Raw genomic sequence first — 16,616 nt, forward strand, 5'->3', positions numbered from 1 at the left:
ACCCAAATGCAGCGAAAACGTAACGAGGGCGGCGGTTGGCAGGCGGCGGGCTGACGGTTCTGCAGCGAAACCGTCCCGCCCGCAACGAAAAGCATCACAACATTCGACGCTTTTCGCCAAAATCGCGATTTTCATCGAATGTTGTGATGGTTTGGAAATCCCGACCACCACAAAGGTGCCTGTCCCCATTGTGGTGGTTCTGGAGAATGTCTTATGCCGAGGCCTTGGCCTTGCGGCGCTTGCGGACCGCGTGGATCACGATGTCCAGTAGCAACAGCACAATGGCCACGACCACGATGAGCACGGCAAACTCGCGCTTGCCCCAGTGGCGGCCGGCCAGCGACTTTTGCTTGTCGACGTCCTTCTTGTTGTACTTGGTGCGCACGCAATGCACCAGCAGGCGATGGTCGTTCACGCCATAGGGCGTGCAGGTGACGAGCGTCACTTTGTCGGCGCCGGGCTCGATGGTCAGCGACTCCATCTCCTCGGGCAGCACGACCTCGGAGTCCACCATCTTATAGGCGAGCGTCTTGTTCATGGTGTGCAGCAGCACCAGGTCGCCGGGCTCCAGCGAATGGATGTCGTCGAACATGCTCAGGTTGCGCATGCCCGAGTGCGCGGTGAGCACGCAATGCGTCGAGGTGCCGCCCACCGGCAGGCTCGTGCCCTCCAGGTGGCCGACGCCCGCCATAAGGACTTCCTCGCTCGTGCCGTGGTAAATGGGCATGCTCACATCGATGGAGGGAATCTCGACCCAGCTCATCATGGGGTAGCGGTCAAAGATGAGCTGCTGAGCGTAGGGCTCGATCTGGTCGGCGGGGAGCTCGGTGGCCTCGCCCGCCAGCTGCTCGTTATAGGAGCGCGCCTGCAGCAAGATGCGCTCGCGCTCCTCGGCAGACAGCGCGTCCACGGTGCTGGACACCGTGCTGATCTGGTTGAACACGCCCGAGGCTTCGAGCCGGTCCAAGATCCACGGCCAGGTCATAAGGCCCACGCCAATAAGGATGATGACGATGGTGATGAGCCGGTCGGCCCAGCGCGGCAGTCGCTTGCGACGGCGCTTGGGCTTTGGTTGAGGTTTGGGCTGAGGGCTTGAGCCGCCGTTGTCCGCGGCGTTATTGCTCTTCATATGTTTGGCGCCCTGCACCATCGCCGGTCACTCCTCTACAACTCAAGTTGTCTAAACAAATAATAGCCGATTAGCAGGCTCCCCCGCCCGACAACACAGCTAGACCGCACCGTCCAGTCGAGGATAAGCCAGCATTTGAGTTTTCAAAATGTCCCGAATCGGCGGGGCGATTCGGGATACAATGTCAATTGAAAACGACGCATCCCGCGTAAGTGTACGAGAGCGCGGGCGGCCTAGTTTTCAGTTTTTGTTAAATGCCCGGGATCCGACCCCCGGGCATTCTTATTTGCGCTTTCGGCGCAAATGCCGTCCACCGTCCGCACCGCGCGTGCGCCTACGGACCTTAAACCGAACTTCATACGAGTCAAGAAACGCGATGACGAACGAGCCCACCGCCGCGAGGGCGGCGAGCGCGTTAAGGAATTTCAGCATATGGTGACCTCCGATCGAGTCGTCGGCCGCCCGCGCACGGAATGCGTCGCAAGGATATTTTACTGCGAGTGTATGCACCCACGCCTGGTAAACGCGATTTTGACAAACATTTGTTCGATAGTTACACGCACGGTTCCTCGCCCAGCGGAGCCTGGCCGCATTGTCCGGGTTTGCCCGACGTGTTTGCGTTTTCAAAATGTCCCGGATCGGCGGAGCGATTCGGGATACAATGTCTGTAGGAGACGATGCACCCCGCGTAAGTGATCGAAAGCGCGGGCGACCAGTTTCCGGTGTTGTTAAATGCCCGGGCCTCTAACCCCGGGCATTCTTATTTGCGCTTGCGGCGCAAATGCCTTCTACCGTCCGCACCGCGCGTGCGCCTACGGACCTTAAACCGAACCTCATACGAGTCAAGAAATGCGATGACGAACGAGCTGCATCGGACGATGAAGGCTGGCTGCGTTATCCCAAAAAAACGGGGCAGACTCCAGTGCGGAGTCTGCCCCGTAAAGAGAATGGCAAAGCAAGAACGTCGATGGACGAGAAAAGTGTCCGCAAGTCTCATGGCCATCACATCCCACCTGCCAAAGGGATGGGTGGGTGAGCGTTACTCCTGCTCGGACTCCTCGGCCTGCTTACGGCTGCGGATGAGGTGCGCCACACCGATGCACAGAACCGCGCCACCAGCGATCCAAGTGAAGGTCACGCCGTTGAGACCGGTCAGCGGGAGGCCAACCTGCTTGGTATCGCCAACGGTGATGTTGAAGGTACCATCGGCATTCTTCTCCGATCCGTCCTTCTTCGTCAGCTTGTTGTCGCCAGAATTTCCGTCGGTGAGGCCAGAGATGACGTTGTCGTTCTGACCCTTGTTATTAAGCCTTCCCTCAAGCTTTGTCAGCTTGTAGCCCTGGCCCTCCTCATCATTAATTGTCGGATCAATCGTAAATTCGAAAGACGAAACCGCGGTATAGCCATTGGGGGCGTTTTTCTCGGTCACAGTATAGGTACCAGCATCAAGACCGGTAAGCTGAATGAGGCCCTTCTCGTTCGTCGTTAAAACAACCTCGTCATCACTCAACGTACCGTTCTTCGCGACGTATTTCACCCCGTTATTCTCATCACCTGTGGTCGTGATGGTAAATTGCGCGCCCTCGAGAGCTGCTTCGGTGCCCAAGTCAACCTTATTAATCTGAAGGCCGTAGGTATAGTCCACGACGGTGTCGGGCGCCGAGGTGCCAGTGCCTGCGACCATGGGGTTGTTAGAATACTCGAGCGTAACAGTATTGGGGTTGCCCTCCAGCCCGTTGTTGGCCCCTGCAATAACCGCCTTTGCGTTGAGCTTTGCCTGGTAGAAGACAACAATCTTGGTGTTGGCATCGATCGTAAGCGGTTCGTCATCTTTCGCGGTGGCCGACTTCAGACCCTTTTCGCCCTTACTAAAATCGACTACCAGGTCACGCCTGGAATCAGAGGGTTTAGTCACACCGTAGCTAGCCGGAGCAATCTCGGTATATGCATCACCGTTCAGTGCATAAACGCTAAGCGAGCCATCGACGTAGTCAAGACCCTTCTCCAGCGTATCCTTAAACTTATAGGAATAAGAGTCATAGCTGGCGTAGTTATCTGCGATCGTACCGGTTAGCTTATAGTTCACTACCTGACCGATCTGGGAGTCGGCCGCATCCTTCCAATTGGCCTCGTCCTCCCCAGTAATGGCAGTGCCCGTCACCTTAGAATCGTCGAGGACCTTTTTCTCAACCGTTGGGATGTTGGTCTTCTCATAAACGGTCACGGCACTACCACCCACGACTGCAAAGATGGGAGACGTGCCGGTGTTCTTATTGCTGGCCACCAGGCTACTATCGTCGGTCACAAACAAGTAATAACCAGATCCGGCGGTAGCATTCCAAGGCTGTCCAGCTGAAATACCAGAAGCGGTCGGAGTCTCATTCTTTACGGCATTCGCGACTGCGTAGAGAACATTATCAGTAGCGACTCGCGTCCCCTTAGTAGTTCCGTCAGCTGAACCCGCAATCGGACCACCCGCGTTCGCCATAAGGAATTCGGCGACATCCTGAGCCGTGGGCTTCGTGGGAAGTTTAGTCACACTGGGTGCATTGTAGCCGCTCCAGCCCTCGATGGCACTAATCACTTCGTTGCCAAGATCGGAGTTAGTCCACTCGATGTTCTGAGCAATCTTGCCCTCCGTCTTGTCGGTCACCGTTGCCTTGAAGATCTGATACGCCTTGAACTTGGTGCTCTCGTTACCATTGACCTGGTTGATCGTGATGCTGCCCGTCGCACCATCCTCAGCAAACGCCATGGTCACCGGGGCCATGACGCCGCCGAAGCTCAGCGCTGCTGTGAGGCCGGCGGTTACTGCCAGGCGTGCGATGTTCTTGCTCATGCTCATCTTCTTTTCCTCCGTTTTCCGTTTGATTCTCATTCGATCGGTCATCATCTGTCTGTGTCTTAGCATCTGCTTCGCTACGTCTCGCCCCGCTCTCTGTGGGGCTGCCAGCTACTCTTTATGGCTGCCACCTCCCCGCTTGACCAGGAGCGCGACCACGATGAGCGCGGCTCCGGCGACCGCTGCGGCGGCCGCGGCGTACATTGCCATATCGCCAGTCGAGGGCATAAAGCCTCCGGTGGTAATGCTAGGGGGTGTGCCGGTGGGTGTGTTGATGAGCGACGCCTCCAAGCTGCCCGTCGACCCGTCCGCGCTGTCGGCGCGCAGGGGCGACTCGGCCGTGATGGTGAGCTTGGGCTTGGCGGCGGCCACCTGGTCGACGTCCAGGCCCTCGGCCTTGACCGTCACGGAGCGCGTGCCCTCAAAGGCGGTGTAGCCCTTGGGTGCCTTGAGCTCGCGGACCTCCAGCTTGCCCGAGTCCACGCCCGAGACGGTCACGCGGCCGTCCTCGCCCGTGGTGACGGTGGCCTTGCCCTCCGCATCCCACGTGCCGTCGGCCGCTAGCGTGCGGCCGCGGTCGTCGGCGATGCTCAGGACCGCCCCGGCAAGCGGCTTGTCGCCGTCGCTGCCGCGCTTGGTGAGCGCAAGATCCCAGGTGTAGGCGCACGCATCGTCGCTCGGCGTGCGGGTGAAGCCGGCGTCGCCGGACTGGTCGGCAAAGGGAGAGCGCGGGTAGCGCAGGTAGACCTCGTTGGGGTTGCCCTTCGCGATGCCGTGGTTGCATGCGCTGCTGAGCGGCGCATTGTACACGGCGACCACGCGGGCGCCCGCGATGAAGGCGTCGGCCCCGCCGAGCGCGGCGATCAGGTCGCCGGTGCGCACGGTGAAGGTCTTGCCGTCGGCCGCTACCTTGGTGGCGCACTGGGCCGTGATGTCAGTCCAACCCTTCGCGGGCTCGGTGCCGGCGCGGCCGTCCTTGTCGGTCTGGACCGCACCAAAGCCGCCGTCCGCGCCCGCCGCCACGTACACGCGCATGCTCGCGGCCACCTTGGAGGGGTCGAGCCCCGCGCTCATGGTGTCGACGAACCGCACCGCGTAGGTGTCGTAGGCCGTGAGCCCCGCCGGGACCGTGGCAGAGAGGCGCCAGTACAGGTCGTCGGCGACCGTGGCGTCGGCGGCCTTCTGCCATGCGGCGGTGCTGTCCTCCAGCACGTGCTTGGCCACCTTGGGGGTCGCGGCCTTGGGCTTGACGGTGACGGCGCTGCCGCCCACCAGGGCCATGATCGGCGCGGTGCCGGCCTCGCCCTGGGCGATGGCGTCGTCGTCGGCGACGATGAGCCAGTAGCCGCAGGGCAGCTCGGCCGCCGTGCCCGCGTTGAGGGCCGCGAGCTCGGCGCCAGAGCTCTGGAGGGAACGAGCGAGCTGCGCGCTCAGCGCGCTCGTAAGGTGGGAATCGGTGTTGAGCCACTCGGCAGCTTCCTGCGCGGTGGTCTGGGAATTGGGCATGCCGGCGCTGTGCAGCACAGGCAGCGCGGCGTCGCGCACGGCGTCGCTTGCCCAGGCGAGGTCGGTGGCGATCTTGGCGTCGCTGTCGCCGTCGACGACGTTGGCGCTAAAGATCTGGTAGGCGTCGTAGCTGCGCGCCACGGTGCCGCTCACCGTGATGGAACCGGTCGAGGTCGGCGCGGCCTGCGCGGATGCGGGGAACACAACCGCGCAGGTGCCGATCAGGAGGGTAAGCAGCGCAAACAAGATCGGGAAGGAGCAAACTTTCTTATTCACGACGCTTACCTCCCTTCGCATTCGCCTTGCGACGAATGTGCATCCAGGCCGCAGCAGCGCAAAGCACCACCGCGCCGGCAAGGTACGTCAGAGTGACGCCCGACATACCAGAAAGGGGCAAAGAGGTGGAGTAGGTGTTGGTGAAGGTGGGGGTGGAGGTGTCGGTGAGGTTCTGTTCTTCGGCACCGACGTCTGCTTTCCAGTTGCCATCGGAGTCAACGGTTCCCTTCATGTAGGTCACCTTACAGCTAATGTCCCTTTTGGAATTGTCCGTTGCAACAACCGTGAACTTGTAGACCGAATTATCGAACTTGTAATGCGAGAAAATCGAGCTATCGTCCTTCTCGCGCACATAGTACGTGAAGGTCTTGGAAGCACCGCGGCCCGGAACATCAGAATCACTCTGCTTCAGACTGGCAAGATTGTACTTAATCTCGTCGAAGCCCAGGGTCTGGGATTTGTCGCCGTCGGCAGTGGTGGTAATCACGCCGTCGGGGTCGGTCTTAACCGTCTCGGCTTCTTTGAAGCCCGTGTTATCCGCAAACTCGAGCGTAAACTCCTTCATCTCGCCACCCTTAACGACCTTAGTCGCCTTAGGAGTCCAAGAACCGCTGGAGGTGTACGGAGTGTACTTGTTGGTGAAAGTTGCACCACTGGTAAGCTTAACGATAACAGCGTTTTCGCCTTCAGCTGCTGCGATAGCTGCTGGTTCTGTTTCTGGCGTTCTTGCGCCAGCGCCGTCATTTTCTACCTTTGTTACCGAAACGCTATCGACTTTGTAATACGTGTATATAATGTCAAGCACGTTGTGCGACTTTTTCTCATCCCTCACAACCTCAGGATCAATTTTGTAGATCGTTTTGTCGTAAGTCACGTTCTTGTCCGTGCCCGGAACCTCTACCAAGTAGTAGACAAGATCGTCATCGGCATAAACTTCACCTAGATCAAAGGTGAGATTTCCGTTCTTATCGTTCTTCACCGTATCGACCACCGAGCAGCCATTGAGCTGAAGATCACCATTGGAGTCAAAGCTCGGAATCGTATATGAGATCTCGCCTGGTTTGTTAATAATCTTGTTCTGCCTGAGAAGCTGGAAATCGAAGTCATTTCCTTTAAGCGCGCCGTCCTCAAGCACCTTGGTACCGTTGAGCTTCATCTTGGGGTAAACCTTGACTTCTCGAGTGGAGCCGGCGACAACGTCGCCGTTGGTCATGATGCCGCCACCGTGGATGTTGGATCTGTTGCCCGTGATGAAGAGGGAAGCAGCCGCGGTAGCAGCATCCATATCAACCTTAATCGGCTCAGATTTAAGGCCAATCATGTACTTAGCCTGAGCGCCCTCGTACTTGCCAATAGACGTTGGTGTTTTGTCGATCGTGCCCGACCAGTTGGCGGCTCCACCACCAAGCATCTGGCCGGTTACGGCTGCGATATACGGTTTGGTTTCCGAATTGGCAGAATCGTGAATTAAGAAAAGGTCCTCATGGCCGGCCTTTATAAAAGCTTCGGTTATTTCGCCGCCCGTGTCATTCTCCTTATCGTAATTCCAGTCCTCGCTCTTCCCATTAGTGCCGCCCGACCGCTTATTACCATTTTCGTCAAAATTACCGAAAATCGCGATGCCATTGGTATCGGTAATGGCAGTCTTGCCAGTCGGGCAAGCGGCAAACCCGCCGCCAAAGCCATTGGCATGATTGTTGGTAATCAGGGCGTTGTATATCTTGAGACGCGCCGAACTAACGCCTTGGTCACTGTTGCCTCCCTGGACAAACACGCCGCCGCCACCCCAGTCATTGGGGGTATTAGTCGTATTGTTGGTGATGTAGGCTTTCGTGCCACTCACATTAAATTCGCCAACTGTAGGCGCAGCGATACGGATACCGCCGCCCTCCGAGTTTTGCGCCACATTGCTAGCGATGATTCCACCCGAAAACTTAAATGAGGAGAGGGCCTGATTCCAAGCGCCAGCATAAATACCGCCACCGGCCTCGGCAGAATAGTTACCGGTGATGTAGCCACCGTTAATTGTTAGACTGCCGTTATTGTAAGCAGCAATACCACCGCCGCCGTGACATCCGTTGCCAATATGCTTCGTGTTGCCTTCATTGTCGCTGTAGAACTGATAGTTGTTGTTGGTGATGTAACCACCTGAAATGACTACAGTTGAACTAACAGCACAAACACCGGCGCCGTAGCCTGATCGATCTTTGAACGTACCGTTACCGGAAATCGTGCCGCCGGTCATATTAATTGTGGATCCGTTAGCGTACACGCCGCCGCCATTGAGGGCATAGTTGCCCGCGATTACGCCACCGGTCAGGTTAAGAGTGGAGGCACCGCCGCTCGCATTGGATACCATAACGCCTGCGCCGGAACCCGAGCCAGAAGCGCCGCACACATAGCCACCGCTCATGTTGACGGTAGAGCCGTTCTCGGCATAGATGAGGTTGCCGACGCGACCGTTTTGTTCTTGCGTGATCGCGCCGCTCTCAAGGTTGAATCTGCCGCCATTGAAAAGGTTGACGAGCCTTAACCCAGTAGCTTCGGTATCGCTGCAAGCCACAATGGCACCCTTGATACCAGCCTCATACGCTTTAAGAGTTTCGTTTGTAACGGTTCCGCTTGCGACCGATTCTGTTACGTAATAGGTAAGCTTGGTCGGGATGTTAGAATCGCCGTATTCTATTGAAGCGAGATTGCCACATTTGTTTTCTTGATTAGCCGTGATCTCTGTTGCGGCAGCTTGCTGGCCGTCCTTGACGGTCAGCGTCGCACCGCCGGTGATATTGAACAGAGGCTGATTTGAACTCTTATGCTTAATCTTATGGCCGTTTAGATCCAGCGTGATTTTGCTGCCGTCCTTGCTAAGCGTGATTGTCTCGCCGGTCTCGACATCATTCATAAGCTTGAAGCTAGCAACACCGCTTGCATTCGCCAACTTGGTTTTTAAATCGCCAACGTTTTTTATCTCGTCGGGCGCCGCTTCGGTTTGCTCGCCTTCCGTGGCCGCCATCACAGCGTTGCCATCTGCCGGCTCGTTATCTTCGACCTGCAGCTTACCCTCAGGTTGATCCCCAGACTGACCCTGCTCAACGTCATTTGTAGGATTGGTCTCGCCACCCTCTGCATCGTCACTATTCTGGTTTTCGGTATCCCCGTTGTTGGTGCTGCCTACATCAGTAGACTCACTTGAGGAACCCCCCCCCATCACAGTTTCCTCGGTAGAAACCATCTGGGCGTCGTTGGCAATGGCCTGCGAGATCGGGGGCATGACGAGCGACAGTACCAGGCTCAACACGGAGGCTCCGCACAAAACGCCTGCCAGTACACGGCGCGTCGCTTTATTACTCTGCTTAGATTTGTCCGAATTCGCTTTCATCGATGTCTCCTCCCCAAGAGACCGCGATCTTGCTCTTTCACCATCAAACGTATCTGCGCAATCTGTAATTGCGCTCGTTTAGTAATGCAATTATAACGATTGTTTAAACATCTGAGCAAATAAAACCGATAGTTTTGTAGTGAGTTCTCAATTCTCTTGACAATTGCTCGGATTTGCCTTCGTTTATTCGCTATCTATTTTTTGTTTCTGCTGGTAATTTAGTTGCGTATTATTTTTTAATGGCATTAGATTTATTTGCACAACATTTTGCTCAAGAGCAAACATCCTGTGAACGGTCGAAAATCGACCGTGAGCGGTAGGTCATTAACCGTGATGAATATCCTACCAAATTGATGAGAATATCTTAAACCCATCGGTGGTTAGAAGTATGATGTTCAGACAACAATATTTGAATTTTCCCACAGATTTTAGGTATCAATTCGCCCAAATCGCCTGAGGCCACCGCAAAAGAGCCTGCCCCTTTCTGCGGTGGTTCTCCCCCAGCGCTACAGCAGATGTTCCTCGATAAAGATCGCGATGCCGTCTTTGTCGTTGCTGGCGGTTACAAAATCGGCGGCGGCGCGGGTGGCGGCGCTGCCGTTTGCCATGGCCACGCCCACGCCGGCGTCAGCCACCATGCAGGTGTCGTTATCGGCATCGCCAAACACGCAGATGTCCTGGAGCTCCATGCCGTTGAGCTCCGCCACGCGCACAAGGCCGCGCGTCTTGGACACGCGCGGATCCATGAACTCGTAGAGCCGCTGCGTGGTTTGCAGAGCCGCCGCCTTAACGGTGTTATCGGCAAACGTCGACGCCCGCTCAATCACCCGCGGCATTACCTCGGGCGCCATGGTAAACATCACCTTGGGCTGCGGCTCGCGCAAAAACTCGGCGAAATCGACCACCTGGTAGGGCACGCCATCGACGCGCGACAGGTGCTCGACGCACGCGTTGCTCTCGGGCACGTAGAACACGCCGTCTCGGGGGCAGACGGGCGTTGCCGGAAGGTCCGCCATGTGCTTGCAGATGCGCGCGATGGTCTCGCCCGGCAGCGGATAGCTCAGCTCGTTGATGTTGTGCGCGCGGTCGATGACCTCGGCGCCGCCGCAGCCCACGAGCACGTCCACCAGGCCTTCGATGCCCCAGAGCTCGTACATGGCCTCGGTCGCATGGGCATCGCGCCCGGTGCACAGGCCAAAGAGCACGCCGCGCTCGCGCAGGGCGCGGATCGCCGCCACGGTGCGCGGGGACACCGTGTGCTGGCTCGTGAGCAGCGTGCCGTCGATATCGCAGAACACGGCTTTGATGTGGCTGAAGGTGGTGTCCATGGGGGCCTTTCTGGGTAGCGCGGCGGTGTGGAGTGTATTCGTGAACGGCGTACATGGTATACCAAGGCGCGGATGCTGCCTGTCAAAGCAAAACCACCACAAAGGTGCCTGGCCCCCTTTGTGGTGGCAGGATGCAGGATGGCCTGGCCCAGGGCACAAACCATCACAACATTCGATGTTTTTCGGCAAAATCGCGATTATCATCGAATGTTGTGATGGTTTTTACTGCCTTGCGGCACGATCAAAATGCCGGCGTCCAAACAGCAGCAACGCCGCAGGGACCGCCGTCACGACCATGCCTGCCCCCACGAGCGTCTGTTGTACGCCAAATGTTGCCGCCAGCCACGGTGCAACCGCCAGAGGGGCCACGCCGGCGAACATATTGCCAAAGCCCATGACCGAGTTCACGCGACCGAGCTGCTCGAGCGGCGCCGTCGTTTGCACGATCGTGTTGTGGAGCGGGTTGACGATGCCCCAAGCTATGCCCAGGGCGACCTGACCGACGAGGGCCACACCCACGTACGGCGTCCCCACATAGAGCAGGCTTCCCAGGCCCACGGACATAAGTGCCACGAGCAGCGTTTTAAGGTTGACCAGGTGCGGCGGCAAGCGGAGCGCGAGCACGGCACCCAGCACCGCGCCGACACCGCAGGCAGACGAGAGCCAGCCCATCCACTCAACGCCGACGTGCAGGACATCGCGGTAGAAGAACGACTCCAGCGGATCGAAGGCTCCGTAGCCAAAGTTCGAAAGAAAAATGATGCAGAACAGCAGGGCGAGGACGCTGTTGGTGAAGACTGTCTTGATGCTGGCTGCGAAGGTGGCGCGGGCGGACGTGCTGGGGTTGGAGCTTTGTCCCGCACGCTCCCCTTCCTCTGCCGAATCGGCATCCGCATGCCCGGCGACATGGCTGGTCTGCGGCCTAAAGCCCCAACCGACAACGAATGCCAGCACGGTAAAGAGCATCATGAGCACGAACACCGCGCGCGACGATGCAGCCGCCGCGACAAAGCCGCCCAGCGTGGGGCCAACGATGATACTCACGTTTGAAAACATGGCGATGGCGGAGTTGATGTCTTTGAGCTCGACAGGATCGTCGGTGAGGTAGGCCGGATAGGACGTGGCGATAGGCTGGGCGAATCCCATCACAAAGCCCAGAAACACCGCGCCGAGCAGGACGACGCCGGTCGCGCTACCAAAGGCGATGATTGCCGTGCCAGCTGCAAGAGCGCCGATGATGCTCAGCAAGAAATGGCGGCGCGGACCCCAGGCGTCGAGCGCAGCGCCACCCGCAAAGGATCCCAGGATCACGAAAACGTTCATAAACAGAACGGCCAGCGATGTCGCCACGACTGAGGCATCGTCTGCATAGGTGAGCGTTCCGATGACGCCGATAAAATAACTGGTCTGAAACCCGGTGTAGATGAGAAAGCGCATCGCCACCAGCCGCTTGGCCTGCACGGACAGCGATGATTGAGGCTTTGAGAAAAGAGATGCGAGCATGGAGACTCCTTGTTTCATACGAATACGGGCGGTGGGCATTCGCCACCGTCTGTCAAATCAATCTATCCGCATGAAACATTAAGGACGCATCAGGACCCTTCTCTCCGTTTTTCGCCCGTCATGAACTACTTGGTAGATTGTAAGGCATGTCCCACACATCTACCAAAGCAAAAACCACCACAAAGGCGCCTGGCCCCTTTGTGGTGGTTGCGACGTTTACGCTGGTTGAGACTTGGCTAGGCCAGGTCGGCGCCGTTGGTGGCGATGACCTTCTTGTACCAGAAGAAGCTGTCCTTGCGGCTGCGGGCGAGCGTGCCGTTGCCGTCGTTGTCCTTGTCGACGTAGATGAAGCCGTAGCGCTTCTTCATCTCGCCGGTCGAGGCGCTCACCAAATCGATGCAGCCCCACATGGTGTAGCCCATCAGGTCCACGCCGTCCTCGATGGCAATCTCCATCTGCTTGATATGCTCGCGCAGGTAATCGATGCGGTAGCCGTCGTGAATCGCACCGTCCGCCTCGACCTCGTCCACCGCGCCCAGGCCGTTCTCGACGATCATCAGCGGCACCTGGTAGCGGTCGTAGACCTCCTCCAGGTAGTAACGCAGGCCCTCGGGGTCGATCGCCCAACCCCAATCGCTCTTCTTGAGGTACTCGTTGCCGGCGCCACCAAAGATGTTGCCCTGCTCCAGCAGCACCGGGTCAGCCGTGGCCGTGGCGCTCATGTAGTAGCTAAAGCTGTAGAAGTCGACCTTGCCGGCGGCCAGCGTGGCGGCGTCCTCGGGCGAAACCTCCACGTGCACGCCTTCGCGGCGCCACACGCTGGGCGCCCACGAGGGATACGCACCGCGCACCTGCACGTCGCCGCAGTAGAAGTTCATCTCGCGCTGCTGCTTTTGTGCGGCCAGAACGTCTGCCGGATTGCACGTGTGCGGGTAGCAGGCGTTGCCGGCGATCATGCAGCCGATCTTGTTCTGGGGATCGATCTGATGGCCCATGGTGACGCACTTGGCGCTCGCCAGGAACTGATGGTGCAGGGCATCGAAGCGCGCCTGCGGGTCGTCCCAGTCGCAGTCGCCAAAGGCCATGGGCGTGTCGGTTGCCTCGGGCACCATGCCGCCGCCCATCACGCCGCCAAAGCCGCCCATGAGCAGGCAATTGATTTCGTTAAAGGTGAGCCAGTAGCGCACCAGGCCCTTGTACTCGGTCATGACGGTGCGGGCGTAGTTGAGGTAGAAATCGATGAGCTTGGGGTTCTTCCAGCCTCCGTAGTTTTTGGACAGACCATAAGGCAGCTCATAGTGGCTAAGGGTGACCATGGGCTCGATGCCCTGCTCCTGACAGGCCTGGAACACACGGCGGTAGAACTCGATGCCGGCCTGGTTGGGCTCGGCCTCGTCGCCGTTGGGGAAGATACGGCTCCAGTTGATGGACATGCGGTAGCACTTAAAGCCCATCTCGCCAAAAAGCTTGATGTCGTCGAGATAGTGATGGTACATGTCCACGGCCTCGTGGCTGGGATAGTGGTACTGGGGCAGAATGCCGTCGGTAATGTGGCGCGGCTCGGAGACCGTGCCGCCGGTCATGATGTCGGGAACGCCGAGGCCCTTGCCGTCCTCGTTGTATCCGCCTTCGCACTGATTGGCGGCAGTGGCACCGCCCCACAGAAATCCATCGGGAAAAGCCATGTTGGCTCCTTTCGTACGTGTTGGGATGTTGCGTGGACGCCGAAGCGGCGTCCACGAGGTAATTTGCGTCCCGATCGGAGTTCGCGTTGAGTCGGCCGCCACGAAACCGGCCCATCTACTACGTTTAGTCGTGAACCCCCGACCACGCCGCAATTGTCAAAAATAAAACCGCAGGTAGACGGCTTGGCGGTTTTCGAAAAACCACCGTGTGGTTGGCCCCTACCACTTAAACGTAGTAGATAGGCCGGTTTCGTGGCGAGGCATGTTGCGGGACGCGCACGGACCGACCCATCGAAACTATGCCGGCTTAAGATATGCGGACGGAGCTGACGGAGACGACGTTTGCCCAGATAAAACCGACCAAAATAAACCTGTCCCTTATTGGCAGGTTCAAAACCATGCCGGTTTACGGGGCAGAACCAGTGCCCCTTGAGCATGCCAGAAACGGCAAGGACAAAACCGCAGGTAGGAGGCTTGTCAGTTTACGGAAAAACGGGGTATGGTCAGCACTCACCGTTTCAGCCCCGTAATCCGGCATGGTTTTGATTTTGGGCAGTCGCTCGGACGAGCGCATGGCATCTAGCCCCTTTGAAAAAAACCGGCGGGGCGCTCCCCCTCCCGCCGGCTTGGTACCGAGTCTTTGTCGTTTGGGCTACTTGGCAGCCTCGGGCTTGTAGGTGGCAAACTCGATCGCAAAGCCCACGGCGGCACCCACGAAAGAGGCAACGATAGCCCAGATCATGTGGTTGATGCCGTTAACACCGGAGGGGTCGATGAAGGACAGCCAGTTGAAGACGCCCAGACCACCGGACATGTACACCACGGCGCCGGAGAGACCAATGATGAGGCCGCCCACAGCAGAACCGATGCTGGCGTTGATGAAGGCCTTCTTATCGGGCAGGGCGACACCGTAGATAGCGGGCTCGGTGACACCAAAGAAGAAGGCGGAGATCATGGCCGGCAGCGCGATACCGCGGAACTTCTCGTCCTTGTTCTTGAGATACATGGCGAAGAGCACGGCGCCCAGCGAGAAGGAGTGGGCGATAACGGAGCCCAGGATGTAGTCGTGGCCCAGAGTGGACAGGTTGACCAGCGCGATGGGCACGAGCGACCAGTGGAAGCCAAAGATGACCAGGCACATCCAGAAGGCACCGACGAGGGTGCAGCCCAGGAGGGAGCCGATCATGGGCAGGCCAAACAGCAGCGCGAAGAACTCACCAAGCAGGTTGGTGATGAGCGTGGCGATGGGGCCAATGACCAGATAGCCAAGGGTGACGGTAACGGTGACGACGATCAGCGGGGTGAAGAACATCTTCATAGAAGCGGGCATCCACTTCTTAACCCAGTGCTCGAGGGTGGAGCCAAACCAGACCATGAGCAGGATGGGGATAACGGAGCTGGTGTAACCCGAGGCAGGCATGATGAGCGGCAGGCCCAGGAACGTGGTGTACCAAGAGAAGGTGCCAGCAAAGCCGAGCTCGACGGAGCCGACAACCTCGCCCGAGGTCAGGGCAACCATGGTGGGATACACCAGGGCAAAGGCGATGGCCATGCCGTTGAACTCGCTCATCTTGAACTTCTTGGCCGCGGTAAAGCCAAGCACCACGGGCAGGAAGTAGAACATGCCGTCAGCGACGGTGTAGAGCAGCGTGTAGGCGCCGTCGTTGGCAAAGCTCGGGACCAGGAAGGTAGCGAGCGCCAGCAGGCCCTTCATGATACCGGCAGCGGCGAAGGTGCCGAGCATGGGGGCGAAGATGCCCGAGATGAGGTCGATGATCACATCGGTAACGCCCTTGGGAGCGGCATCGTCGTCATCGGCGTCGACGGCGCCGCCGTCGCTAAAACCGCCGGCCTTGAGAACGGCGTCGTAGACGTCCTCGACGATGTTGCCCACAACAACCTGGTACTGGCCGTTGGCGTGCATGACCTTGATGACGTTGGGCAGCTCGGAGATTGCCTCGTCATTTGCCTTCGACTCGTCCTTGAGCTTAAAACGAACACGGGTAATGCAGTGTGCGACGCATTTGACGTTGGACTTGCCGCCAACCAGCTCTACGATCTGGGCAGCAAGATCGTCGTATTTACCTGCCATGATCTGTCCTCTCTTTTCCAAATTTCGACAAAAATATCCCCTACCGCGAGCCGGTACCTTGCCCGCAGTTAGAAACCAAAAAGAATTGTTGCGATTGCCGCCGGGCTGGCGGCTTTACTCACTCGGTCTGCGAAGCCGATCGCAGACGGTTGATATGCATCATCAGATACAAGAGCTCCTCGTCCGAGCAGCTCTGCTTGAACTCTTTCTCGAACACGCGGTTGATGGCGTACGCACACTGGTAGGCCTCGGGAAAATCGCGGGCGGCCTGCATAAACAGTGAGGAGTTCTCGGTCTGCGTGCAGCTGCCCTTAACAAGGCGGCGAACCAAAAAGCGCAGGTGCGCAAGAAAGCGAATGTAGCAGTACGACGCCGTGTCGAGCGAGCAGCCGAGCTGCTTTTCCACGGAATGGGTTACCTCGTCAAGCACGCGGGTGCTCTTCATGATGAAGTCCATGTCCTTGGCGCGGCCCATGCCGTCGACCTCGGCGTTAACGATGTGGAGCGCGATGCTCGTGGCCTCGTTCTGACCCAGCTTGGCGCCGGTGTGCTTTTGCACGATGGCGAGCGCGGCCTGACCGATTTCGAGCTCACGCGGGTAGATGAAAGCCACCTCATGCTCGAGCGGGTTGGGAGCGCTGATCTGGTCGTCGTCGCGCTGAACGGCAAACTGCAGGTGATCTGCCAGGATAAAGGGCAGGCCACCGGACAGCTTGCAACCAAGCTGCTGGGATGCGAAGCAGGCAATGTCGCTTGCCGCGAGCAGAACGTCGTCGGGAAGTGTGCCGACCATATCCTGCAGGCTCTCGGGAACGTTATAGAATTGGCTCTGTTAGACCAAATTTGACACGATCGGCTGTTCGTCGAACCGGGAAA

Annotated in this window: 9 protein-coding genes; all 9 read right to left on the reverse strand. The window is 58.2% G+C overall.

Features of this window, described 5'->3' with window-relative positions:
- Positions 1-211 precede the first annotated feature (211 nt).
- The 9 genes from DXD77_RS08825 to DXD77_RS08870 all read right to left on the reverse strand — a co-directional run bounded on the left by DXD77_RS08825 (position 212) and on the right by DXD77_RS08870 (position 16,533).
- Positions 212-1,129: a class C sortase gene (locus DXD77_RS08825; protein WP_158549125.1), complete on the reverse strand. Its 918-nt coding sequence runs from the start codon at positions 1,127-1,129 to the stop codon at positions 212-214.
- 1,039 nt (positions 1,130-2,168) lie between these two features.
- Positions 2,169-3,968 carry an isopeptide-forming domain-containing fimbrial protein gene (locus tag DXD77_RS08835; RefSeq protein WP_158549126.1) on the reverse strand — a complete coding sequence of 600 codons (1,800 nt, stop codon included), beginning with the start codon at positions 3,966-3,968 and terminating at the stop codon, positions 2,169-2,171.
- A 114-nt stretch (positions 3,969-4,082) separates the two neighbouring features.
- Positions 4,083-5,753, reverse strand: coding sequence for a SpaA isopeptide-forming pilin-related protein (locus DXD77_RS08840; protein WP_158549127.1), 1,671 nt, complete (start codon positions 5,751-5,753; stop codon positions 4,083-4,085).
- Entirely contained in the window at positions 5,746-9,132 is a 3,387-nt protein-coding gene (locus DXD77_RS08845) for a Spy0128 family protein (protein WP_117648465.1), read from the reverse strand. Before DXD77_RS08845 ends, DXD77_RS08840 begins: the two co-directional genes overlap by 8 nt.
- A gap of 506 nt (positions 9,133-9,638) precedes the next feature.
- Positions 9,639-10,460 (reverse strand): HAD family hydrolase, encoded by an 822-nt coding sequence (locus DXD77_RS08850; RefSeq protein WP_117648466.1) that lies wholly within the window; start codon positions 10,458-10,460, stop codon positions 9,639-9,641.
- Between the two features lie 222 nt (positions 10,461-10,682).
- A complete protein-coding gene (locus DXD77_RS08855; protein WP_158549128.1) occupies positions 10,683-11,963 on the reverse strand; it encodes an MFS transporter in 1,281 nt (426 codons plus the stop codon).
- Positions 11,964-12,199: 236 nt separating this feature from the next.
- Positions 12,200-13,648, reverse strand: coding sequence for a glycoside hydrolase family 1 protein (locus DXD77_RS08860; RefSeq protein WP_117563637.1), 1,449 nt, complete (start codon positions 13,646-13,648; stop codon positions 12,200-12,202).
- 652 nt (positions 13,649-14,300) lie between these two features.
- On the reverse strand, positions 14,301-15,740 hold the full coding sequence (locus tag DXD77_RS08865; RefSeq protein ID WP_117635881.1) for a PTS transporter subunit EIIC: 1,440 nt from the start codon (positions 15,738-15,740) through the stop codon (positions 14,301-14,303).
- A 118-nt stretch (positions 15,741-15,858) separates the two neighbouring features.
- Positions 15,859-16,533, reverse strand: coding sequence for a PRD domain-containing protein (locus tag DXD77_RS08870; protein WP_117648468.1), 675 nt, complete (start codon positions 16,531-16,533; stop codon positions 15,859-15,861).
- Positions 16,534-16,616 lie beyond the last annotated feature (83 nt).

Source organism: Collinsella sp. TM09-10AT (assembly GCF_003436275.1).
In the GTDB taxonomy this organism is placed as follows: Bacteria; Actinomycetota; Coriobacteriia; order Coriobacteriales; family Coriobacteriaceae; genus Collinsella.

What these genes read in the sequence shown, in the direction of transcription:
- DXD77_RS08825 (WP_158549125.1), bottom strand. Translation starts at nt 1,129, where the DNA reads ATGAAGAGCAATAACGCCGCGGACAACGGCGGCTCAAGCCCTCAGCCC.
- DXD77_RS08835 (WP_158549126.1), bottom strand. Translation starts at nt 3,968, where the DNA reads ATGAGCAAGAACATCGCACGCCTGGCAGTAACCGCCGGCCTCACAGCA.
- DXD77_RS08845 (WP_117648465.1), bottom strand. Translation starts at nt 9,132, where the DNA reads ATGAAAGCGAATTCGGACAAATCTAAGCAGAGTAATAAAGCGACGCGC.
- DXD77_RS08850 (WP_117648466.1), bottom strand. Translation starts at nt 10,460, where the DNA reads ATGGACACCACCTTCAGCCACATCAAAGCCGTGTTCTGCGATATCGAC.
- DXD77_RS08855 (WP_158549128.1), bottom strand. Translation starts at nt 11,963, where the DNA reads ATGCTCGCATCTCTTTTCTCAAAGCCTCAATCATCGCTGTCCGTGCAG.
- DXD77_RS08860 (WP_117563637.1), bottom strand. Translation starts at nt 13,648, where the DNA reads ATGGCTTTTCCCGATGGATTTCTGTGGGGCGGTGCCACTGCCGCCAAT.
- DXD77_RS08865 (WP_117635881.1), bottom strand. Translation starts at nt 15,740, where the DNA reads ATGGCAGGTAAATACGACGATCTTGCTGCCCAGATCGTAGAGCTGGTT.
- DXD77_RS08870 (WP_117648468.1), bottom strand. Translation starts at nt 16,533, where the DNA reads ATGGTCGGCACACTTCCCGACGACGTTCTGCTCGCGGCAAGCGACATT.